Annotated in this window: 20 protein-coding genes; 11 read left to right on the top strand and 9 right to left on the bottom strand. The window is 43.9% G+C overall.

Going from position 1 to position 21,188, the window contains the following annotated elements; all coding sequences use genetic code 11:
• The first annotated feature begins 16 nt into the window (after window positions 1-16).
• Window positions 17-349: an IDEAL domain-containing protein gene (locus JI667_RS12245; RefSeq protein ID WP_206853974.1), complete on the top strand. Its 333-nt coding sequence runs from the start codon at window positions 17-19 to the stop codon at window positions 347-349.
• A 69-nt stretch (window positions 350-418) separates the two neighbouring features.
• Here the strand turns inward: JI667_RS12245 and JI667_RS12240 are convergent, their stop codons facing one another.
• Together JI667_RS12240 and JI667_RS12235 are read right to left on the bottom strand one after the other, a co-directional pair.
• Complete coding sequence (locus tag JI667_RS12240; protein WP_206853971.1) at window positions 419-778, bottom strand: hypothetical protein; 360 nt, start codon at window positions 776-778, stop codon at window positions 419-421.
• Window positions 775-999 (bottom strand): DUF2651 family protein, encoded by a 225-nt coding sequence (locus JI667_RS12235; protein ID WP_244668314.1) that lies wholly within the window; start codon window positions 997-999, stop codon window positions 775-777. The genes JI667_RS12240 and JI667_RS12235 overlap by 4 nt, the downstream gene beginning before the upstream one ends.
• 195 nt (window positions 1,000-1,194) lie before the next feature.
• On the opposite strand from JI667_RS12235, the gene JI667_RS12230 reads away from it, so the two are divergent.
• The 5 genes from JI667_RS12230 (at window position 1,195) to JI667_RS12210 (ending at window position 7,926) form a co-directional block, all read left to right on the top strand.
• Window positions 1,195-2,208: a C45 family peptidase gene (locus tag JI667_RS12230; RefSeq protein WP_206853964.1), complete on the top strand. Its 1,014-nt coding sequence runs from the start codon at window positions 1,195-1,197 to the stop codon at window positions 2,206-2,208.
• 201 nt (window positions 2,209-2,409) lie between these two features.
• Window positions 2,410-4,149, top strand: coding sequence for an ABC transporter ATP-binding protein (locus JI667_RS12225; RefSeq protein WP_206853961.1), 1,740 nt, complete (start codon window positions 2,410-2,412; stop codon window positions 4,147-4,149).
• A complete protein-coding gene (locus JI667_RS12220; protein WP_206853958.1) occupies window positions 4,146-5,924 on the top strand; it encodes an ABC transporter ATP-binding protein in 1,779 nt (592 codons plus the stop codon). The genes JI667_RS12225 and JI667_RS12220 overlap by 4 nt, the downstream gene beginning before the upstream one ends.
• 303 nt (window positions 5,925-6,227) lie before the next feature.
• Entirely contained in the window at window positions 6,228-6,926 is a 699-nt protein-coding gene (locus tag JI667_RS12215) for a hypothetical protein (RefSeq protein ID WP_206853955.1), read from the top strand.
• Window positions 6,927-7,020: 94 nt separating this feature from the next.
• Complete coding sequence (locus JI667_RS12210; protein WP_206853952.1) at window positions 7,021-7,926, top strand: HD domain-containing phosphohydrolase; 906 nt, start codon at window positions 7,021-7,023, stop codon at window positions 7,924-7,926.
• Window positions 7,927-8,091: 165 nt separating this feature from the next.
• Here JI667_RS12210 and JI667_RS12205 read toward each other — a convergent pair whose 3' ends face one another.
• The 6 genes from JI667_RS12205 to asnB all read right to left on the bottom strand — a co-directional run bounded on the left by JI667_RS12205 (window position 8,092) and on the right by asnB (window position 14,978).
• On the bottom strand, window positions 8,092-8,295 hold the full coding sequence (locus tag JI667_RS12205) for an IDEAL domain-containing protein (protein ID WP_206853950.1): 204 nt from the start codon (window positions 8,293-8,295) through the stop codon (window positions 8,092-8,094).
• A gap of 246 nt (window positions 8,296-8,541) precedes the next feature.
• On the bottom strand, window positions 8,542-9,333 hold the full coding sequence (locus JI667_RS12200) for a YibE/F family protein (RefSeq protein WP_206853947.1): 792 nt from the start codon (window positions 9,331-9,333) through the stop codon (window positions 8,542-8,544).
• Window positions 9,330-10,451 carry a YibE/F family protein gene (locus JI667_RS12195; protein ID WP_368077904.1) on the bottom strand — a complete coding sequence of 374 codons (1,122 nt, stop codon included), beginning with the start codon at window positions 10,449-10,451 and terminating at the stop codon, window positions 9,330-9,332. The genes JI667_RS12200 and JI667_RS12195 overlap by 4 nt, the downstream gene beginning before the upstream one ends.
• A 304-nt stretch (window positions 10,452-10,755) precedes the next feature.
• The gene (locus JI667_RS23160) at window positions 10,756-10,998 is read right to left on the bottom strand and encodes an SdpI family protein (protein ID WP_206853944.1); all 243 of its coding nucleotides are present in this window, start codon (window positions 10,996-10,998) and stop codon (window positions 10,756-10,758) included.
• Between the two features lie 104 nt (window positions 10,999-11,102).
• Complete coding sequence (locus JI667_RS12185; RefSeq protein ID WP_206853941.1) at window positions 11,103-12,761, bottom strand: alpha/beta hydrolase family protein; 1,659 nt, start codon at window positions 12,759-12,761, stop codon at window positions 11,103-11,105.
• A 393-nt stretch (window positions 12,762-13,154) separates the two neighbouring features.
• Complete coding sequence (gene asnB / locus JI667_RS12180) at window positions 13,155-14,978, bottom strand: asparagine synthase (glutamine-hydrolyzing) (RefSeq protein WP_206853938.1); 1,824 nt, start codon at window positions 14,976-14,978, stop codon at window positions 13,155-13,157.
• 374 nt (window positions 14,979-15,352) lie between these two features.
• On the opposite strand from asnB, the gene JI667_RS12175 reads away from it, so the two are divergent.
• From JI667_RS12175 to JI667_RS12165, 3 genes are all read left to right on the top strand, one after another.
• Window positions 15,353-16,186: an STAS domain-containing protein gene (locus tag JI667_RS12175; RefSeq protein ID WP_206853920.1), complete on the top strand. Its 834-nt coding sequence runs from the start codon at window positions 15,353-15,355 to the stop codon at window positions 16,184-16,186.
• Between the two features lie 152 nt (window positions 16,187-16,338).
• On the top strand, window positions 16,339-16,887 hold the full coding sequence (locus JI667_RS12170; RefSeq protein ID WP_206853917.1) for a hypothetical protein: 549 nt from the start codon (window positions 16,339-16,341) through the stop codon (window positions 16,885-16,887).
• A gap of 120 nt (window positions 16,888-17,007) precedes the next feature.
• Complete coding sequence (locus JI667_RS12165; protein WP_206853915.1) at window positions 17,008-17,340, top strand: hypothetical protein; 333 nt, start codon at window positions 17,008-17,010, stop codon at window positions 17,338-17,340.
• 47 nt (window positions 17,341-17,387) lie between these two features.
• Here the strand turns inward: JI667_RS12165 and JI667_RS12160 are convergent, their stop codons facing one another.
• Window positions 17,388-18,239, bottom strand: coding sequence for an STAS domain-containing protein (locus tag JI667_RS12160; protein ID WP_206853912.1), 852 nt, complete (start codon window positions 18,237-18,239; stop codon window positions 17,388-17,390).
• 177 nt (window positions 18,240-18,416) lie between these two features.
• Here JI667_RS12160 and JI667_RS12155 point away from each other — a divergent pair, with 177 nt between their 5' ends.
• Entirely contained in the window at window positions 18,417-20,459 is a 2,043-nt protein-coding gene (locus JI667_RS12155) for a DUF4179 domain-containing protein (RefSeq protein WP_206853909.1), read from the top strand.
• Between the two features lie 165 nt (window positions 20,460-20,624).
• Entirely contained in the window at window positions 20,625-21,113 is a 489-nt protein-coding gene (locus JI667_RS12150; protein ID WP_206853906.1) for an ABC transporter substrate-binding protein, read from the top strand.
• Window positions 21,114-21,188: the final 75 nt, after the last annotated feature.

Genomic DNA, 21,188 nt, shown 5'->3' with positions numbered 1-21,188 from the left:
GAAAGGGTGAAAAGATATGTCAAACGAACAAGGTATCCTGAAAGTGGGAGACTGGATTAAAGGAACATTGCTTACAGGTGAACTGATCATCGGCTATGTCGAGAACCTGGACAATCAGGGCAGCGCCGTAAAAGCGAAAATCGTCACCAGTGATAATAAGACAATCGAAGGAAGAAGTCTTCCTCTCCTTAATAGACAGGTAAATAAAATCCCGGATACACATGTGAAAAATAAAGAACAAATTCAATTCCTCATCGACCTGGCACTTGTAACAGGGGATCAAGAGTGGTTCCTGGAACTGACAGCTAAACTGAACGCGATGCGGGAACTCGCCGAAAGTGTGAAATGAATATCTTGCATGAAAGCTGAAGAGTTGATTCTTCAGCTTTTTTTATAGTGAATTTCGTTCCGGGACCGGCTATCTCAGCTTGAAGAAAATCATTCCCACTACCCACATCACAACGATGGTACAGCCTGCAAACACAGCGGCATGCACGTAAGGCATAATGAGATCACCCAGATCTCGAATGGGTTCTGGAGGCAATAAAGAAATCCCAAAGGATGCAAATGTAAAATGTAACAATCCCGTAATAAGCGAAACCAATAGAATCTCTACTCCACCCCATTTCCTCTTGATTCCCCAGAATAGAAAAACAGCAGTGGTGATCAAGAGTGAACAGGCAAACGATACCCATAATCCGGCTACCATCCGAGTGGCCATAAAAGCAGATAATGAGAGTAAACTGAACGACAATCCCCGAGGAAGATTCTCCATCATGATCCCTTTCTTTCTTTAAAGATTTTTACCGCTGAGCCTGAAAGAAAAGCCAGAGAAGTGTATACAAAAACCCATATCAGAAACGAATCATTGAATACAGTATACGTGGCAAAAAGCGACCCAAGAAAGACAATCAAAGGTGGCACGAATATGTTTTTAAAGAGGAAATAACCAACGATACCAATGAGCAACGAAAGGACCGGAAATCCAATCAAAACCATGAACATAATATCCATAAGGAGTCACCAACCTTTTGGTGTAATTTTACACATAAAGGATATATTTATCAATTCTTTCTTTTGGATCATTTTAGGGATACTCTGACTAACAACCCAATGTATCTGTTTGAAGCAAGCACAAAATGACAGGTAGTTTCCTATTAGGAAGGATATGATGGAATCCTGGGAGGTTTTCACATGTCTACATTTAATGTAAGGATCCTTCAACTAAGGGGGAGTTCTTTTCAAATCGGGTTACAGACAGGGGTAGAGCTTAAAAACACCGGAATTCTACACGTGTTGAATTCCATTACGAAGCAGGAGATCGACTACCTTAGCATGAAATCGATCTATACCTCCTTTGCTCCGCATTTGCTGGAGGAATTGGAAGGTCTGGCTGAAGGATTAGGGATATCCTCAAGAAGGGCGGCTGCTTTACTAAGTGGTTACGATGTGCCTAAGACAGAGGCAATGGGTTGCTCGACGCTCCTGACAAGCGACTACTATGTGAGGAATTATGATTTTTCGCCTGATTTGTATGATGGGGTTTTTAGCTGCGTTCAATCGGATACCGCATTTGCATCCGCCGGTTACAATCTTCAAGCCCTGGGAAGGCATGACGGAGTGAATGAGAAGGGGCTGGCAATGGGCTTACACTTCGTCAGCCACAAGGGTTATAGAAAAGGAGTCTCACCTTGGGCGGCCATACGGATGGTTCTGGATACGTGCCCCTCCATTGAAGAAGCGGTTACCATGTTGAAGGAAATTCCTCACAGTGCCTGCTATAATTTTTCTTTGGGAGATTGTGATGGAAAGATGGCCGAAGTGGAGGCGAGCCCAGATCGGGTGACGGTCCGGTACGGTGAAACGTTCCTCTCTTGTGTGAATCACTTTCAGGAGGAGCAAATGAGGAGCAATAATCGTCCATCCATTGAAGGCTCCCTCCAGAGAAACAAGTATTTGCTGAGCTTGAAAGGGAAGAAGTGGTCCCATGATCAAATATTCCACCATTTCAAGAGTGAGGAATCGCCCATATTTTTTACGGATTATGAACACTTTTTCGGGACACTTCACACCTTCTCTTATTCCTATAGGGATTCTAGAATCCTTACAGGCGTTGCAGGGGGCAAGGATGTTCTTGATGTAAACTTTAAGGACTGGGTGAATGGTAGCGACATCCATGGGGAGAAGCTCAGTGGTTTTATTAAATGAAAAAGAAAAGATGATCCCACATCAATAGCGGGATCATCTTTTTTTTCGTTCAAAAGTCGTAGAATCTTTCTATCCAAATGGCTGAAGATGTGGTCTGAGAAGATGAATATACTGATAGTATTACGACTATTTCATTCATTCAAATTATAGTGAATATTTTCATTGATTGGTATAAAATAGAATTTTGTGAGGGGGTTGAACATGAACTTATTAAAAACTACTTTAAACCATTTTAAACCTTATTGGAAAAAGCTCTTGGTGGCACTCCTGTTTTCCGTTATAGGCGGTCTTTTTACCATCGTGCCATCGATACTTGTCAAGAGGCTGGTTGATGACGTCATTGTCGGCGGGGATTTGAATTTCTTAGTGTGGGTCGTAGGCGGGGTTCTCGGTGCGTACCTGGGAAAATCCCTGTTCGAGACGATGCAGGAATATGTACAGGTGAAGATCGGTCTTGATGTCATTACAGATATGCAGATCCGGGCATTTCGCAAGCTTCACCGGACACCGATGTCGTTCTTCTCGAAGACTCCGAGGGGGGATATGCTCTTCCGTCTGACCCATGATGTGGAGTCGATCCAAAACCTGAATAATACGGTGGTTCCACGTATTCTGCAGCAGGTGGTGGGGGCGATTGCTGCCTTTTCCACAGTGTTTGTTTTATTCTGGCCGGCTGCCATCGTGATGTTCGCCGTGTTTGCCATTTACATTGTACCTTCCTTTACCCTTGGCAAAAAGATGCGGAAGATGAGCGCCGTCCAGCGGGAAATGAGTGCGGATATGTATCAGCACTTACAGGAAAGCATTGAAAGTGTCAGGTTGGTCAGGACCTACCAGACACAGGATGTGGAAGTCGGTACCCAGGAGAAGAAGCTTTCAGATTGGAAGCAATTCTCGATCCGGGCTGCCCTCATCGGAAAGGTGAACTGGCGCCTCGGAAATCTCTTTAATATCGCAGCACCCGGTGTGGTGATGCTCGTTGGTGGATGGGCGATCTGGGACGGATCCATCACAGTTGGGACGCTCGTTGCCTGCCTGAGCTTTATCCCGATCATGTTTTTGCCGGTGAGGTCCATGGCAGAGCATGCCTTGACAATTCAACAGGCGGTTCCCGCCCTGCAGCGGATTTATGAATATTTCGATCTGCCGGAAGAACATGAGTATGAGCTTCCTTCTTTTGGTAAGGTAAAAGGAAAGATTGACATAGAGAATCTGTGGTTTTCCTATCCCGGGAGTGATAAGCAGGTCCTGAAAGGAGTTTCCTTATCTCTTGACCAGGGGAATCACATCGGGATTGTCGGGACGAGTGGAGGTGGGAAGAGTACCCTTGTCCAGCTTTTACTCGGATTGTATGAACCCCAGCAAGGCTCTGTTTTAATTGATGATAAGAATCTGTTTGATTATAACAGGAACAGCTTCCGTCAGCAGGTGGGGGTCGTGTCTCAGGAAACGTTTCTGTTAAATAGCACGTTGCGTCAGAATCTGTTGTACGGAAAGTCCGATGCGACAACAGAAGAATTAAATCAAGCTGTTGAAGCAGCGGGATTGAAAGAGCTGATTGATTCCCTGGATGAGGGGTACGAAACGATCGTAGGGGAGAGGGGATTAAAGCTATCTGGCGGTCAGCGGCAACGCGTTGCCCTTGCCCGTGCGATCCTGAGACAGCCGCCTGTATTGATCTTCGATGAAGCAACTTCTTCCCTGGACGGGGAAACGGAAGAAAGGGTGCAGGCTTCTTTAGAAAAGCTGATCCCGGGCCGAACAACCATCACCATCGCCCACCGTCTTGTAACGGTAAGAAATGCCGATGTGATCATTCTCCTGGATGGAGGGGCTGTAGCTGAAAAAGGAACCCATGAAGAGCTGCTTCTGTTGCATGGCAAGTATTATGAATTATACAGAGCTCAGTACAGCGAGCTTGAAAAGGAGATGATCGGATGACGGCCTCGAAAAGTAAAAATAGTGACGGAAGAAGGGTGCTGAGTTTTCTTCGTCCATACAAGAAATGGGTCATCGCAGACTCCGTCGTCATTGCCGTAAGCCAAGTGTTCTCAGCGCTGATTCCGACACTCGCCCTCAGCTGGCTCGTGGATACGATCATCCCTAACGAGAACTACAATTGGCTATGGGGACTGATGTGGCTTCTGATTTTATCAGCGGTGATTGATTTGGTCATGATGGTCATCGACGAATACTTCTGTCATCAGACTGCGAAGACCGTGACGAACTGGCAGAAGCTGCGTCTGTTCCGTCATTTGCAGGTTGTTCCCTATTCGTTTTATCATCACAATTCCACAGGGGAGATGCTCGCCAGGGTGTCCGATGATCCGGATACCCTTCATAATTTCCTTGCCTGGGAAGGCTCGACCTTCATGGCAAGCGTGCAGGGAGTATTCATATACAGTCTGGTGCTGTTATGGATTCATCCTTACCTGATGATTACTAGCGTCGTCCTCGGTGTGATTTTCTATTGGACTTCTAATATGGTAGGAGCAAGGACCCGGTTGGCTTCAGCGGATGCCCGTCAAGAAGCATCAAGATATCTTGAAAGGTTGAGAGAATCGGTGACAGGCATTCATCTGTCGCGGGTAATGGGGGTGTCTGACAGTGAAGTGGACAGCGTCATCTCTATCCGGGACAGCTTCGTAAAGCATTCGGTCAAAGAATTGAAAGCAAGGATGCAGTCGGTGGTAGTGATCGCCAGCTATAACGGATTTGCCCTTGGACTAGTCTATTTAATCAGTACGTTATTAATCTGGAATCAAGGCTTGACCAGTGGGCAGATGTTGACGGCAGGAGGTCTTGTGACGATTGCGGCAAATGAAATGCAGCGCCTTCTCAGGAACTGGTTGTCCGTGAGAAGAACAGGGCCTGCCCTGGATCGCTCTGAAGCTTTGCTCTCAGAAGAAGTGTCTGAAGCAGAGGTGTCTGAAGGCATGCGGGGTGAACGGGCAAGTGGAAGCATCCGACTCCAGGATGTAGCGTTCGCTTACCCGGGGAAAGAAGAAAATGTGTTAAAAGGTGTGTCCTTTACAGTGGGTGCCGGAGAGAAGTGGGCACTGGTCGGACCGAGTGGATCCGGGAAATCCACGATTGTCGATCTGTTATTCAAGCTTTACGATACGGGAGTCGGACGGATTGAAGTGGATGGCCGGGATATCCGTGAATGGGATACGGCATGGCTACGTTCACAAATGGCCATTGTGACCCAGGACGTCATGCTCCGGAGCGGAACACTCGCTGACAACCTGCGGGTCGGAAAGCGGGATGCAACGGATGAAGAACTTCTGAAAGCATTAGGGGACAGTGGACTCACTGAACTCATTGACACGTTACCTGAAGGGCTCAACACCCCGGTCGGTGAAAGGGGTAGCCTGCTTTCAGGAGGACAGAAGCAGCGTCTGTCCCTGGCGAGGGCGCTGTTAAAGGATGCCCCGATTTTGATCCTGGATGAAGCGAGCTCGGCCCTTGATCCCATCACGGAAACGAAAATCAATGAGGCCGTCCTTCGGGCAGGGAAGAACCAAACGATCATCATCGTGTCTCATCGTCTATCAACGGTCCTTTCTGCAGATCAGATTGTCGTACTGGAGGATGGGCGGATTGTAGAGCAAGGGAAACATATGGATTTGTTACAGAACAGATCAGGAGTATATTCACGCTTGTTCGGAAGAGAAGCAGAAATTGGAGAAGCAACGATTGATTATGTGTCTTAAGAAACGAATAGATGCCTGCTCACTTGAGTAGGCATCTTTTATATTGGTGAAAAGTCAAAAAGAAGGGTTAGTCAGTAGGTCTTTTGGGGTATTGTGAAACAGTGTAGTACATATTACGAAAAAGGTTTTATCAATCCAGTGGCAATGGACTTGGGAGGGGGGCATATATGGCTTGGTTACGACAAAATAAGACAGATTATTCAGAAAAAAATGGTTGATATTTGTGACAGGGACTTTTATACTAGTCTTATAGATTGATGGATGATGTCGAAAAACCTTGGGTAACGAATGGGAGGAATACATATGAAAAAGGCAATGATGTTCATATTGATGGTAGTGGTATACTTTAGTTTTGGAAACAGTGTAATGGCGGCTTCCAGCGAAGGTGACTATGATAAGGTTCTTGAATCCATCGAGAAAACCAATCAAGAAATTGATGTAAAAGTGAGTAAAGCGGTGGAGGAGGCAGATAAATTAAATGAGTCTTTTCTGAATGAAGTTCGTGAAGTGGAAGAAGGAAAAGAAATCGTCAAACTAAAAGGGGAAAAGGAAAAGAAGTTAGAAGAGATGAAAGCAGAACATGACGAAAAGAAACGAGAAAAGTTCCGTGAAAAATTAGTGGAGTTGGAAAATAGAATCGCTGAAAAACAGGCAGAAATCAATCAAGAGATCACATTGATCCAGGAGGAGATTGGGGCACTAACCTTTGAGGAAATGAATTCAATCAATGATAAAGAGAAGGAAAAAGTAGACAAGAAATTGGATGAATTACAAGAAAAACTAAACAAACGATCTGATAAGATGAGTGGAGTCTCTCACAAATATAAAGAAGATTTAGATGGAATCGTCAACAAAGTATATGACGAAACCTTCAAGATGTCACAAGAAACGATCGCGAAGGCAGCTGAAAAAGGTGTCAAGGCGGAATGCAGCTGGAAATACGTCCGCTTTGCTGACAGGTGGGTGTGGATTGATCCGATTCGGGTGGTTGGCATCTATTAAACAGCTGAACTTAATATGAAGAGAATAAAACGAGTTCATCGGAACTCGTTTTATTCATCGTTGAAAGTTCATCACAAACATGGGGGAGAGACTGATGAAAGGATTCACGTTAGGAAATAGCCGGAAACCATTAGAGAAAATAGAAGTTGACAATTTTGAATTAAGCCTGTTATCCCGAGGTGACGGTGTTGAGGTTTTACTTCAGACTATTAATGAAGGAAGCTTATTTTATGTCTACCCGGGCGATAATCCTACTGGGTTCGAGTTTTATTACGTCCTTACTGGTGATATGGAATGTGAACTAAAAGGTGAGAAAAAAAGGCTTGGACCAGAGGATTACTTCTCCGCTCAGGGTCTTGTAGAACCGATTCATTTCACAGCCTTAACCCAAGTGACCTTATTATGGGCCGTGACAGATCCAACCTTCTTCCATTTAAGCAAGGACATGTCCACCTTGATGGGAACAGTAAAAGAAGTGGAACAAAAAGATCGGTATACTTCCATGCATAGTGACAGGGTTGCCAAGTACTGCGTGAAAATCGCTAAAAAGCTTAAATTAAATAAAGATCAGCTGGAGAATCTTACCATGGCTTCGCTTCTTCATGATGTAGGGAAGATTCATGTTCCCGAAGAAATACTTAATAAGCCGGATCGCCTGACAGATGAGGAGTTTTCAATCATAAAAAAGCATCCCGAAGACGGAGCGAAAATGATCCAAGAAACGTACTATAAAGAATTGGTTCCCATTATTCAACAGCACCATGAACGACTCGACGGAAGCGGTTATCCCCGTGGCCTGAAAGCAGGGGACATTCTTCTCGAGGCTCGAATCATTGCTGTCAGTGACTCATTCGATGCCATGACCGAGGATAGGGCCTATCGTAAGGCATTTAGTAAAAAGCATGCTATAGAAGAGCTGAAGAAACATGCAGGGACACACTACGATCAAGAGATTGTCAGGATATTTGAAGAAATCTTAATCGAAGAGGGGGTTCTTTAAGTTTATTGGTATTATGGTATGGCATCATTTATCTGGCACGACTTATGAAGACCAAACGCATTGGATAGAGAATTACCCAATGCGATTTTTTTATTGAAAAAATAAAAAGAACAATTCCAATGCCTTTCAGCAAAAGAATTGTCCTTGTTTATAGAAATCCATTTCTTATCCTACATTCTTAATCTGCTTCAATTCCTCCGTCAACCGCAGGAATTCTTTTCTGTTTCGTTTGAGTAATGCCTGGTCAATACCTTGCGCGATTTGCTCTTTCCGAAATGTTAGCAGTGCCTCGTCCAATATCATTTCTGCAAATAGGGAATCCATGTGATTTACATCAGACTGTGGTGAGTTAAGCAAATACTTCTTCATGAAATCAGCTCCTTGACCTTTTTTCTATTATACTAACCATTTATAGAATATTCAAACATTTTATTTCGAATACGATGATTATAATTCTTAGTTTCTATATATAAATAGATAAACCCGACTCTTTTCTGAATCGGGTTTATCCATTTCTTTTGAATTATATGGATGTGTGAGAAGAGATGAGTTAAAAGGTTATTAAAGCTATTCAATCCATTACGTCCCTTTAAATGGACCGAGTCTTGGTCCTGTTCAAGAATCCGTTGGTCGTTCCTCCGAACGATTCCTTAGTTTCGCATCAACCAGAAAATACGCTGTGATGGCAGAGGTGACGGGGATGGCAAGGGCAACTCCGAGTCCGGCAGAGCCGATGAAGATCATTTCAGAGGTGAACACTTTGGAGTTCACGATGTCACCGATGGAATAGGAAAGATCTTTGAACCAGATCAGAAGTCCCATGTAGCCACCGAAGAAGGCAAAGAACAATGTATTGGCGCTTGTCCCCAGGATATCCCTTCCGAGGCTGACTCCTGATTTGAATAAATCCTTCCGGCTGATATCTGGATTGTGGTAGGCGATTTCCCTCATGGGGGAGGAAATCGATATGGTTACATCGATGATCGCCCCGATCGTACTCATAATGATCATTGACGCACCGATTTTGACGAAATCCACTCCGACATACAGGGAAAAAGCGCCGATCTCTTCGGTTTCTTCCTCACTGAAACCCTGAATCATGGCGGCATCGGTCAACTCCAAAATGAAGAAGATCAAGGCGCCGGTCGTCAGGATCGTAGAGATGAAAGCTGTAACGGTTTTAATGTTGATTTCACTGATATAAAACAAGGAAATGCAGCTGATCAAGATACATGCGATCAAGGTCAGGATGATTGGATTCATATCCGGATCATTCATCATGATGATGGTGAGCAGCAGCACCCCAGTATTCAGAAATAGGGCCACAAAGGAACGTGCACCTTTCTTCCCGCCGACTGCGACCATCAGTGCGAATAGAATGATGGTAAGCCATACTTGGACGGTCATGCTTTCACCCTCTTTCTATTAATAAAGAAAATGGCTGTATAAATGCCGATTGGGATAGCCAGCACAATCCCAATGCCTCCTGTGAGGGCCCTCGTCATTTCAAGGGAAAGATTCATGGAAAGGGTGAAACCGAGCGGTGAGGCATTTTTAAAATAAAGGATGAGCATGGGAATGCCGCCACTGATATAGACGAAGAACAGGATGTTGGTCATCGTCCCCATGATATCCTTTCCAATGTCAAAGCCTGACGTTCTCAGTGCTTTTGTCGAAATGTCCGGATTTTTTTCGTAAAGTCCGAAGATCGAGGAAGATAAGGTAATGGCTACATCCATCACCGCTCCCAGGCATCCGACGAGTATGCCCGCCATGAATACTAGTTGATAAGGGCGGGTGAGGTACTGCATTTCCTCATACCGGAGTCCGTCCCCAGCGGTGAAACGGATGACAACATAGCTGATAAGAAGCGTCATGAACGTTCCGATCAGAGTTGCCACCACCGCTGCATACGTTTTCTCATTGAATCCGTTCACAAATAGAAGGGAGACGAGGGTGAAGGCAATCACCCCAACGCTGCAAGCCAGCAGCAGGCCAACTTTCTCCGAGTTTAGGTAAACATCCAATGCGTAAGAAAGAATCAATGCATTGACCGCGAGGGTGATCAGTGAGAACAGGCCCTGTCTTTTTCCTACAATCAACAGGAAAAGGATGAATGCCCAGGTCATGATCATAAGGTATTTGTCCCGCTTCACATCCTCTATATGCCCATTCAATGCTTTACCTTTTTTACCCCCGGCATCGATTGTGACGAATAATTCATTCCCTGGTTCATAGCGCTGATCGTTGGCACCGGACATGGAGTATTTATTCGATAAAAGGATCGTCTCCCCATTATGTTTGCCGTTTTTCATTACGGCTTTCAACTGTTGTATGTATACCTTGTCTTGATTGCCTGTCGTATCTTCCATATCTGTTGTTTCTATGATCGTCGAGTCCGTCACTTCTGCAATAGGCCGGTCATACAGACGTTGATTGTGGTTGACGAAATATAATGAAGCGAAAACACAGACTGCCAGGAAGGCCAATAATATTAGTGTCCTGTATTTTTTGATAACTATCACAATTCATCCTCCAACTTCTGGATGATTATTTCATCCAAATCGTAATCATTATTCCATACCAGGAGGGATTACGCAAAGGTGGACATGAAAAGAAGTGTCCATATAATATGAACACTTCAGGAAGAGATTGTCACGCCGCATTACATGCGTTACGCCAATCATATGAATGTGATTTCTCACCTTCTACTTCAATATAAAGTATGAAACGGGTTTCAGAACAAGGAGAAAATCAAATAATGTACTAAAATAAAAGGAAGAAGATCTGGCATTGATTGGAACGGATTTCCTTTGATACATGCAATGATTATAGTTCTTTCGCATAATAGAAAGTTCGTACAACAGGTGGAACGAGCCACATACACGGTAAAAAAACCAGAATGACCTCAGTTGTCTCCGTAAAAGGAGGCAAGAACAAAAAGACGATACCGGTTAGAAATAAAGGGACGGACCACACTATTATCTGCAAGGCCCCGTACCGGTTAATCTTATACCAGGCTTCATCAGATTCGAATGATTTTGATATTCTAATACCATAATACGTATTCATCTTGATTTTCTCTAAAAGTAATGGGAAGCTAAAAGCGATGAATATGAGGGAAGAAGTTATATATGTAAGTGAAACGCCAATATTACTCATTTTAAAAGACCTTTCTATCTTTGCAGGCGGTACTCATGATTTTTCTCCACCAGCCCATCCAAAAATCTGCGGATTTCTTTGTTAGCCACCATTTCGTTCTTCTTCTTAGAAAAACCGTGACCTTCGTCATGAAACACGAGATACTCAACAGCGACCCCTTTGTTTTTTAATTCATATACAATTCGCTCCGACTCCTCCGTCTTCACCCTCGGATCGTTCTCACCATGTATGATAAACATCGGAGAATTCATATGGTCGATATAGGTAATGGGTGAGTCTCTTACAAGTTTCTCATAGTCTGTTTCGGGATTTCCCACCAGTTGATCCATAAGGGTTCTCCAACTTGCCGGAACATTTTTCAGGAAGGTTAATAGATTCGATATGCCAAATAGGTCGACAATCCCACAGAAATACTCAGGGTGTCGTCCAGCGAGAAGTAGACTCATATAACCGCCGTAACTTCCACCCATCGCGACGATTTTGCCCTTTTCAGCCATTCCCTCCTGTATAAGCCATTCCATCCCAGCCACACAGTCGTGTCGCGGTCCGTCCCCCCAGTTTTGCTCCACCATCTTCTCGAACGTTGCTCCGTAGCATTTACTGCCGCGGAAGTTGGGGGCGAACAGGGTATAGCCGCTTTGTACGAGGTACTGAATTACAGGTCTGTAGATCATACGCTCAGCTTTCTGGGGTCCCCCATGCGGCCAGAGAATGGTGATTCCATTCGCTTTCTCCGGTTTGTACAGCAGTCCTTCGATTTCCAGGCCATCCTGGGTTTCGTAGTGGACGATGTCAGGTTTAATCATGTTTCCTTCAAGCACGCCCAGTACTTTGGTATTCGTCACCTGTGTCCAGCAGCCGTTCGTTTCTCTTTTGAAAATGGTATCCGTTTTGTCAGCTGACATTCCCAGCACAAAGAGGCTGCCTTTATTGGTGACCTTGATTTTTTTGAAGACATCGCAAGGGGTATCGACTCTCTCTCCCTCACCCGTCGACAAATCATAGACATATAGATGATCCCTTACGCCTTTTTCCGACGTCATGATAATCGTATTCGATTGTTGATGGACCTGGATTGATGTGATTTCTTCTTTATCTAATGTAAAAAGCGGGTGGAAGTCATAGGTTGAAAGGTTAAAAGAAGCCAGGTATGAAAATTCTCTTCCATAGTTGGTTGTGAAATAAATAAACTCCTTCGTCAAGTAAATACCCTTGATTGTATGAGCGGTATTAACATCCGGTACCAGGGCCACTTTAGTATCACTAGTCTGATAGAAGGCAGTGGTATGGGTATTGGAGTAGGTTTCTGTATATACATAAGAGCCATCCGACGAGGCAGCGGCCACGACAATTGGAGCTATTTTACCTTGTTGGATAAGGGAGGTGTGGCCCGTTTGTAAATCCGTTTTGTAGATATTCAACAAAGGGTTTTCGTGATTGGTAGAGTAATACATTTCCTGATCTGTAAAACAGGCATGATAACATGTTGAACCGTATTCCTCTTCATGGAAGGGGGTAGGGGTACCTCCTGATAAGGGCAAATGATGCAATTGGTAATTTTCATCCCCATCCTTCTCGAATGATGCTACGATTTGATTTTGATGAATATGGATGAGGTTGCTATTCTGGTTGATGGTCGTTAAGGGATAAGGGAACAGATGTGGTAGATCCATTGCCCATAGATTATAGGTCCCATTAAGATTCGTACTGAATACGAGTGTGTCTTCGCTTTCATTTATGGTGAATGTGCTGATTCCAGTAGTGTGGAAATAATGTTCGATTTCCGTTGCCGTGCGGATAGGTCATTCCTCCCTGTGAGTACATATAGGTATAGGTATATTATTCCATTTCAAAAGGAGGTAGGCAAGATAAAATAATGAGGGAAGCCTTAGGAATGAATCAATCTTGATACAAGTAAACTTGATGTTCATCTGACAGGTAACAAAATGACATACTTCTACAACTATTTCCCCGGAAATTGATAAATACTTGTACAATTCGACTCATCTTCAGCTTCAATGAACAGAAAAAGGAGCCAGGGGACCTGTCCCCATGGCTCCTCCAGATTATATCGCCACTTTAATGCTGTACTCTTTCAACCAGCCGTTCACTTGAATTAAATAATCCAATAAACCTTTTGCACTGGAATCAGGAAGGCTGCTTTCTCCTTCTGCAATCTTCCTGACAGCCTCTACATCGATCAACTCAAGAATTGGGGAAGATGGATCACCCAATATGGAACTCATCCACTTCTGGACTCCTGAGAGATATGCATCATCCTTCGTACTCGGGTAGGCACTCTTCCGTCTATTCCGCACATCATCAGGAAGGTATCCCTCGAATGCCCGGCGAAGGATTCCCTTTTCGATGTCATCGATATTTTTCATTTCGAACGGAATATTCCATAGATATTCGACGAGTCGGTAGTCACAGAAAGGTACACGTACTTCAAATCCTGTCATCATACTCGCCCGGTCTTTGCGGTCAAGCATGAATGGAAGGAAACGGGTGATGAACATATACGACATCCGCCTTTGTTTTGCTTCTACATCGCTTTCGCCTTCTAATACAGGCAGCTCTGCGAGTGCTTCCTGATAGCGCTGCTTTTGGTAATTCTTGATGTTTAGCTTGTCTTTCAAGTCTTCTTTCAGGACACCGGCGATCCCTCCGATATTCAGGAGCCACGGGAACACATCGGCATCGAGGAACTCCTGCTGATGGAACCACGGATACCCGGAGAACACTTCATCAGCGGATTCCCCAGATAATGCGACGGTCGCATCTTTTTTCATTTCCTTAAATAAAAGGTAGAGGGAGGTCTCGATTTCGCCGACTCCCGGCATGTCCCTGGCACGCATAGGTGTGAGGAGGTTATCTACCAGTTTCTCCGCATCAAATACAATTGACGTATGATCCGTTCCGACATGCTCTGATACCCGCTTCACCCATGGTTCATCAAGGTCCCGTCTCAGGAAATCTTCCTTGAAACTTTCTTCATTATTCACGAAGTCGATGGAGTAGGTTGGAAGCACCTTGTTTTCCTCCTTGAACTCCTTCCCTGCAATCGCCGTGAGTCCACTTGAATCGAGGCCGCCAGAGAGCATGGATACAAGGGGCTTATCTGCGATCAGTTGTCTCTTGACTGTATCTTCAAGCAGTCCACGAATGGTTTGTACGGTTGTTTCGACATCATCCGTATGCTTTTTGCTTTCAAGTTTCCAATATTGGACGGTCTTTCGATCATTCTTCGTGACGGTCATGTAATGACCGGCGCGAACTTCATATATATCTTTGAAAATGGCTTTTCCAGGTGTCTTCATCGGTCCGAGTCCGAATACTTCAGATAACCCTTCTGTATCAATTTTTGCTTGAACGTCAGGGTGGGAAAGTAGGGCTTTAATTTCGGAGCCGAACAGTATCTGGTCCCCTTTAATCGTATAAAATAAAGGTTTTACCCCCAAATGATCACGGCCAAGCATGAGCCTTTCTTTTTCCTCATCCCAGATTCCGAAGGCAAAGATGCCGTTGAAATGACGGACACAATCTTCACCCCATTCAAGGTATGCGTGCAGTAGAACTTCTGTATCAGAGTTTGTTCTAAATTGATGATTCTTTTCCGTTAGCTCATTACGGAGCTCCAGATAGTTATAAAGCTCGCCATTATACGTTAGTGCAATGGTGTATTTTTCATTTTGATAAAGCATAGGCTGCTTGCCGCCATCAGGGTCGATGACGATCAGTCGTCGGTGCCCGAGTGCCGCATGTCCTTGAAGCCAGCTTCCTTCTGCATCCGGTCCCCGGTGTTCAATGGCATCGGTCATGTTCTTCAAGGTCCGTCCCTCATTTGTCAGGTCTCTTGTCCAATCTATCCAGCCTGCTATTCCGCACATAATTGTTACGCCTTCTTTCTTAAAGTTCTTTCATGTTGAGCGCTCATCCATGAAATGGGTTACATGTTTTTGTTTAAGTGATCCCTATTACGGGTTCACGTTATATGTTAAAACTATTTTCTCGGGAACGTCAAAGGATTACGGCTTTCTTTTGAGAAAAAATGTAAAAGGTCATTCTTTCTTTCCAGTGAACTCCTAAAAAGGCAAGTCCTTTGCCTTAATGAAATGGAAGCAGAACTAGAAAAGCTTTCAGCTGAACTTTTTTCTTTCTTTTATGACGGGGACATAGTACATTACTTTTATAGATGTTAAATTCTTTACACAAGAACGGTCATCAAATCTATTCATCGCGTCTTAAAGAAAGTAGGTCAAAAATGCAAGTATCGGATAAGTTTTATACGTTTATGAGTGAACGGACGTGGCAGTTGACAGAGAATTGGTACGCGTCATTGGATAAGAGCGATCCTACTGGAGTTTATGCTTCCAAGGATTCTAGGGTAATCCAAACTTTAAAAGAGCAAAACCACGCGTTTCACGAACGGTTTTGTAATCTTTTTAAAGATGTGGAACAGGATGCACTGTGCAACTTTGAACAATGGATCGAAGAAATTGCCAGGGATGAAGAACATTTGCAAACCCCTACACATTTTATTCTGAGGGAGTTTTTTAGGGCCCAGGATCAATATCTAGATATCTTAAACGAATTTATTCATATGCATGGCAATGAATATTCAATTGATGAAATTGAGTCATTAAGAAATATTATCATTAAAACCTTCAGTCTTGTCATCTCAAAATTTGCTGAAGAAAATTTTGAGTATTCCCAAAGACGGTTGAATGCCCAACAGGAAATGATCAGAGAGTTGAGTTCTCCGGTCATTTTGTTGAATAAAAAAACGGGAGTCCTGCCTTTGATCGGCGACATCGACACGGGAAGGGCCAGGTATATTCTTGAGAATACGCTGGCTGAGTGTGTCGACAAAAATGTTGACCATCTTTTCATTGATCTTTCCGGAGTCATTATGGTAGACACAATGGTTGCCCACCAGTTATTTCAAATCATTGAAAGCCTGAATTTAATCGGAGTGAAGAGTACGATTTCAGGGATTCGTCCTGAAATTGCTCAAACGGCGATTCAACTGGGGATCTCTTTTGAAAATATTTCAGTGACTTCCACACTTGAGCGTGCATTGAACGAGAAGGGTTAGGGAAAGAAACGAGGGATTAACATATACCCCTCGTTTCTTTCTTTTTTATCCTTTCTTAGTTTATAAGCAATTTATATAGGGGATTACCACCATTATAGAGTGAATTTGGTGAGGTTGTCCCTTAGAGGAATTCACCCTGAAAGGAGGGCACCATGAAATTCGTTAAAATAATCCGTTATCATCACAGTGGATTTAAATGTGGATCACCGAAGATGGATGAGCAGAGAACCCCTTTTTTTATCAACCGCGTGGTGCAAAACCTCTTTCAAACGGATCAACCGGTTTACACAACAGAAATAATCCTGCCCAATGAGGCCGACGGGGAGTGGTCAGGCTGTTTCTGTTATTTAGAGGAATACACAAGGCCGACCACAGAGAAGCGGAACATCGGTTTTTTGCCCGATGAAAGTGTCATATGGGTGAGGAACATGAGCCATATGGATGGTGGAACCCCTTATTACAGCCGATCCGTCCATCCTCTATTGATGGAAGAACCAGGGTATGAAGGCAGCATGATGACGGATACATGGGTGAAGATGCGGGTAAGGGATGCATTGGAGCGAACCCGTCTATGGAAGGAGAAGAATAGCATCCTACCTGATTGGGTTACAGAATGTTACCTGATGGAACAACAGGTAAAGAACCTGATTTACCCTTCTGTACAAGAGAAAGTCATGGAATTTTGGTTGACTAAAAATTAACACACCGAATGGTCTACCTGAATCGCTTTTTTGTTATACTACATAGTAGGGAATCTTATAGTTAAGATTAGATCGAAGTGTAACACATATGTACACTTTCTATGTTAAAGGGGAATTCACTTGAAATTTGAAGAATTGAATCCAGAACTCGTGTTACTATGCAAGACAGCCGACCACTTTCATATGGCTGAAACCGTGATCGGCAGTCCCCTGAGAGGTTTGGACATCCTCTCCCTGAAAGGGATCGAGCGTAAGAAATCCCTTCCGGCTGATGTGACCAATCTATTGATTATCTACTTCTTTTCAGAGGTGAAGGGTACGGTCTATCACCGGAATGCATTGTCTAAATTATACAATCAATGGGTATCCAATGAGGTGTTTACCTTTACGAAAGCACAAGAAATGGTGGAGCTGGATATGCAATCACAGCTGGGTGAAATTGATCGCATATAAAACAGGAAAGAGGTCGGGATCCAAATTTGGGTCCTGACCTCTTTTGGTTATTGACTTGTGTTGATGCTGTATCCAAGCCCCTTTAAAGCCTGAATCAGGGTGGAGTGGATATTTAGGGTACCGAGTGGGATCCCTAGCTGAACAGCGGTTTGAGCGATGGCAGGCCGGATTCCCGTGATCACTGGATGGACACCGATCAATGTGAGCGTGTTCATCAGTTCGAAGATTTTCTGTGCAACCATGGTGTCAATGACGGGAACGGCTGATAGGTCCACCACCAAATGATGGATTTCTTTTTGCACACATTCCGCGAGGGCATGTTCCATAATATATTTGGCCCGGGTTGTATCAATGTCCCCGACAATGGGGAGGATCGCAATGTTTTCAGACAACGGGATAATCGGGGAACTTAACTCATTGATCAATCCCATTTGGTCTTTCAGCCTATTTTCATAATGGGTTTTGTAGGAAATGACGAACGTTTTAATCACTTCATCAAAGATAGAATGATAGGTTCCAATCAATTCATATTGTTCATTCAGGGGGAGACCTCCATACTCCATCAGCCAAGTTTTCATAGATTGATAATAGAGGGATCTGAACAGCTGGAACTGATCGAGCACTTTATCGATGCTTGTTCCATCATTCACCCGTTCCTTTGCAATCGCTTCCGACCAATCCAGTAATTTTGGGGAAATCCTCTTATCACTCTGGATCAAGGCTTCTGTTATACATAGAATGAAACTGCCCGACTCTTCCATCAGCTTTTCCTCTGTCTCTTGTGACTCATTTACATTGAAAATCGAAAAGGGATCAACTTCACGCAAATCCAACCATTCCCGGATGATCTCATCCGATTGCAAACGAACGTAATCCATCAACTTGTCTTTTGTTTTCATTTCCACGCCTCTTTCACATCCTAATAAATGACACTTCAGTAAAAAATTATAGATGAGTCCGAAGAGATTCGTCAATCAGATTTCAGAGACAACGTGGAAAGTAATAGAAAAGGATTGTGGATTTTTGGGAATTTTGAAATAATTACTAGTAGGTAAATGGTAGGGGGAGAGACAGCTATGGCAAAAGTAGAAACCAGTACCGTCACGGAAAAATGGATCAGTGACAGGGAATTGGAAACGATTCTTACCCGTGTTGAAGGAGAGAAGCATTCCTTGTATGCCCTGGGTCGGGTGTATCTTGATGATCAAAAGGAAATAGAAAATGTATTCTACCGCACGATCATCCATATGTTGAAGGAGAAAAAAAGTAAGAAGGATCACTCTACCACATCCATTTTTTTCGGAGAATGTCTGGAGAGGACAGAGAATTCATCAAGTACAAATGAGGGTGATCCCTTTCACATATTTCAACAGATTCAGGGAGCAGATAAAGAGGCCGTGGCATTGGTGTATATGAAAGGATGTTCCAAGGAGGAAGCCGCCGGAATCCTTGACATCACCGTTGATGAGGTGAAATCCCGCTTATACTCAGGCATCCGGAAACTTAGGGGAAAAATGGGGTATGGCACGGAATTTTCAGGCTGTGCCGACTATCAGAACGATTATCTTGATTATTTAGGGAAATCCATGGAACGCCCTAAAAAGGTCGAATTTGAAATCCATATTTATCATTGCCCGGAGTGTCAGGAGGACCTTGCCTCGTTCCAGGATGTCACTCTGGCACTTAACGGATTGGCAGAAGATGCGCACGCTCCTGGAGAACTTATGGAGAGAGTGCGATCGAGGCTTAAAGATAGGGAGGAGTGCAGACAGAAACGGAAGAAGAAGCGAAGATCCCTTCTGCTTTCCTTCGGAGGTATTTTCGCACTCCTTATCATCACGGGATTTGTGACAGGTGGATTTGCGAAGCTGTATTACTCATATACGGAAGAGGATGAACAATTACGCACCTTTCTCCAGGAAGGCCTGGGTGAAAGATTGAACTTGGTGGCGGAGAGTGACGGTGTGAAGATCACAATCAAGAGTGTTGTGGCTGATGAGGTGCAGACGCTGGTGTTTTATGAAGTCGAGAATGAAAAAAAAGATGAACGGTATATGATGAATGCATATGAAGGCATCTACATCGAGAATGAGCGTGACGTTTTGGATATGGATTCGAATACACACTATTATTCCCCTCCAATTGATCAGAATGACCTACACAATGAGGAAGAAAATGTGTATAGAGGAACGATGAGTCTGATGCCGGTATCTGTTGACAAGGGAACCATTAAACTGAATGTGGCAAGGCTTATGCAAGTGCCGAACGATCCCAAAGAGGGTATGGACCGCAGAATGGAGATGAAGTTTGCCGAGGGGGATTGGAGCTTCGAGATTCCGTTTGAAAAGAAAGAATCCCGGGTCCATAAGCTGGATCAGGTGGTCAAAGTAGGAGAGATTCCTGTTCGTTTGGATCAATTGACAATCGCTCCCACTACAACCGTCCTGCAATATAGTCTTCAAAACGATAGGGAGAAAGAACGGATTGATAGGATTAATTTTGACTCCATTAAGGTAGATGGAGAAAAGAAAAAAGCAAATATCTTTGGTGCAAGTTTGTATGTTGAATCATATGAGCAACGAGAGTGGGATTCCTTTACTTCAAGCTTTGATACTCTCTATTTTGATGATCCGGGGGAAGTGACTATTCAGTTCGACTCCGTCCATCTTACTGTAGACGACCGGAAGACGATCGAACTAGGATCTGTCAACGACATTCCTAAAACCTTTCAGTATCAAGGGAATAACGTTACCATCGATAAAATTCAGGTTGGAAATCCTGCACATGTGGAAGTGACACACGATATAAACAAGGAACGGACATACGAAAATATTCAGTACGGATTCTATGATTTTAATGAAAGAACGGATGCCAATATCTCTGTCGGTATAAGCGGGGGAGACGGCATGCTGATGGACAAAGAGGGGAACTTTCACAAGCCAGAGGAATTTATCTTCGATCAAGAGGAACAACCACGCTATTTTGATACAAAACAGACGATTGAATTTTATAATCAGGCTTCCGACGAAGACATTGTACCGAAACAGCTGGTTATCCAAGGCTACAGTACAACCAAATATGTAAACGATTGGACGACGGTGGATCTTGAGCAGGATTAATGGTTGTGACTCCCTCCCGACTTCACGAAAAAAACGATATGGGAAAGAAAGGGACAAGGAGCATGGCCCTTTCTTTTTGTTGTAAAAGGGGTATGAACCGCGAATTGATGCATAAAATGAAGGGATGATTAGGACTTTCAGATAAGAAAGGGGAATAATATGAACATGAATCCAGAAGGAGAGCGGGGTTCCGAAATCCCTACTGGCTGCCTGCATGTGGTGGACAATTCTGCATACAATTGGCTTTATGTTTTATTCAACACAATGGAGGAGGCTGTGCGCGCAAATCACGAAGGCGGAATCACTCCCTCACTTGCCAATAAGTTCCACTGGCTTGATGAGATGACCCTTCAATTACATTTGCGGGAAGGTGTACTCTTTCATAACCACGAACCTTTTAACGCTGACTATGTTATAAGAGCGTTTGATGAAATTAAACCATGGCTCTCTCCTCATCCTCCTGGAACGTGGGCTAATTTCCCAGATGGGACTACAGTAGAGAAGGTAGATTCACACACAGTCGTGTTTCATTTTCCTACTCCAGAAGGGTTGGCCCTCGGCAAGCTTAGAGCATATCATTTTCCGAACCGATCATTTTGGGAAACCATTGGTTTTGGTTATAAAAAGCTTGGAACGGCTGAAGGGCATTGGTGAGTACTTGATGCACCGGGACCGTGGGGCACGGGACCCTTCATTTTAAAAGAGGGATATTCCTCGATTGAAAATATC

It is taken from the genome of Bacillus sp. NTK074B, from assembly GCF_017303375.1.
Lineage (GTDB): Bacteria > Bacillota > Bacilli > Bacillales > Bacillaceae_B > Rossellomorea.
Note: the sequence above shows the minus strand (reverse complement) of the source record. Positions and strands in the feature narration are given on the sequence as shown.

Coding starts and splice junctions, on each gene's coding strand:
- JI667_RS12200 (WP_206853947.1), bottom strand. CDS start 9,333: ATGACCGTCCAAGTATGGCTTACCATCATTCTATTCGCACTGATGGTC.
- JI667_RS12235 (WP_244668314.1), bottom strand. CDS start 999: ATGGTTTTGATTGGATTTCCGGTCCTTTCGTTGCTCATTGGTATCGTT.
- JI667_RS12175 (WP_206853920.1), top strand. CDS start 15,353: ATGCAAGTATCGGATAAGTTTTATACGTTTATGAGTGAACGGACGTGG.
- JI667_RS23160 (WP_206853944.1), bottom strand. CDS start 10,998: ATGAATACGTATTATGGTATTAGAATATCAAAATCATTCGAATCTGAT.
- JI667_RS12240 (WP_206853971.1), bottom strand. CDS start 778: ATGATGGAGAATCTTCCTCGGGGATTGTCGTTCAGTTTACTCTCATTA.
- JI667_RS12210 (WP_206853952.1), top strand. CDS start 7,021: ATGAAAGGATTCACGTTAGGAAATAGCCGGAAACCATTAGAGAAAATA.
- JI667_RS12160 (WP_206853912.1), bottom strand. CDS start 18,239: ATGAAAACAAAAGACAAGTTGATGGATTACGTTCGTTTGCAATCGGAT.
- JI667_RS12170 (WP_206853917.1), top strand. CDS start 16,339: ATGAAATTCGTTAAAATAATCCGTTATCATCACAGTGGATTTAAATGT.
- JI667_RS12230 (WP_206853964.1), top strand. CDS start 1,195: ATGTCTACATTTAATGTAAGGATCCTTCAACTAAGGGGGAGTTCTTTT.
- JI667_RS12245 (WP_206853974.1), top strand. CDS start 17: ATGTCAAACGAACAAGGTATCCTGAAAGTGGGAGACTGGATTAAAGGA.
- JI667_RS12155 (WP_206853909.1), top strand. CDS start 18,417: ATGGCAAAAGTAGAAACCAGTACCGTCACGGAAAAATGGATCAGTGAC.
- JI667_RS12225 (WP_206853961.1), top strand. CDS start 2,410: ATGAACTTATTAAAAACTACTTTAAACCATTTTAAACCTTATTGGAAA.
- JI667_RS12205 (WP_206853950.1), bottom strand. CDS start 8,295: ATGAAGAAGTATTTGCTTAACTCACCACAGTCTGATGTAAATCACATG.
- JI667_RS12150 (WP_206853906.1), top strand. CDS start 20,625: ATGAATCCAGAAGGAGAGCGGGGTTCCGAAATCCCTACTGGCTGCCTG.
- JI667_RS12185 (WP_206853941.1), bottom strand. CDS start 12,761: ATGGATCTACCACATCTGTTCCCTTATCCCTTAACGACCATCAACCAG.
- JI667_RS12215 (WP_206853955.1), top strand. CDS start 6,228: ATGAAAAAGGCAATGATGTTCATATTGATGGTAGTGGTATACTTTAGT.
- asnB (WP_206853938.1), bottom strand. CDS start 14,978: ATGTGCGGAATAGCAGGCTGGATAGATTGGACAAGAGACCTGACAAAT.
- JI667_RS12220 (WP_206853958.1), top strand. CDS start 4,146: ATGACGGCCTCGAAAAGTAAAAATAGTGACGGAAGAAGGGTGCTGAGT.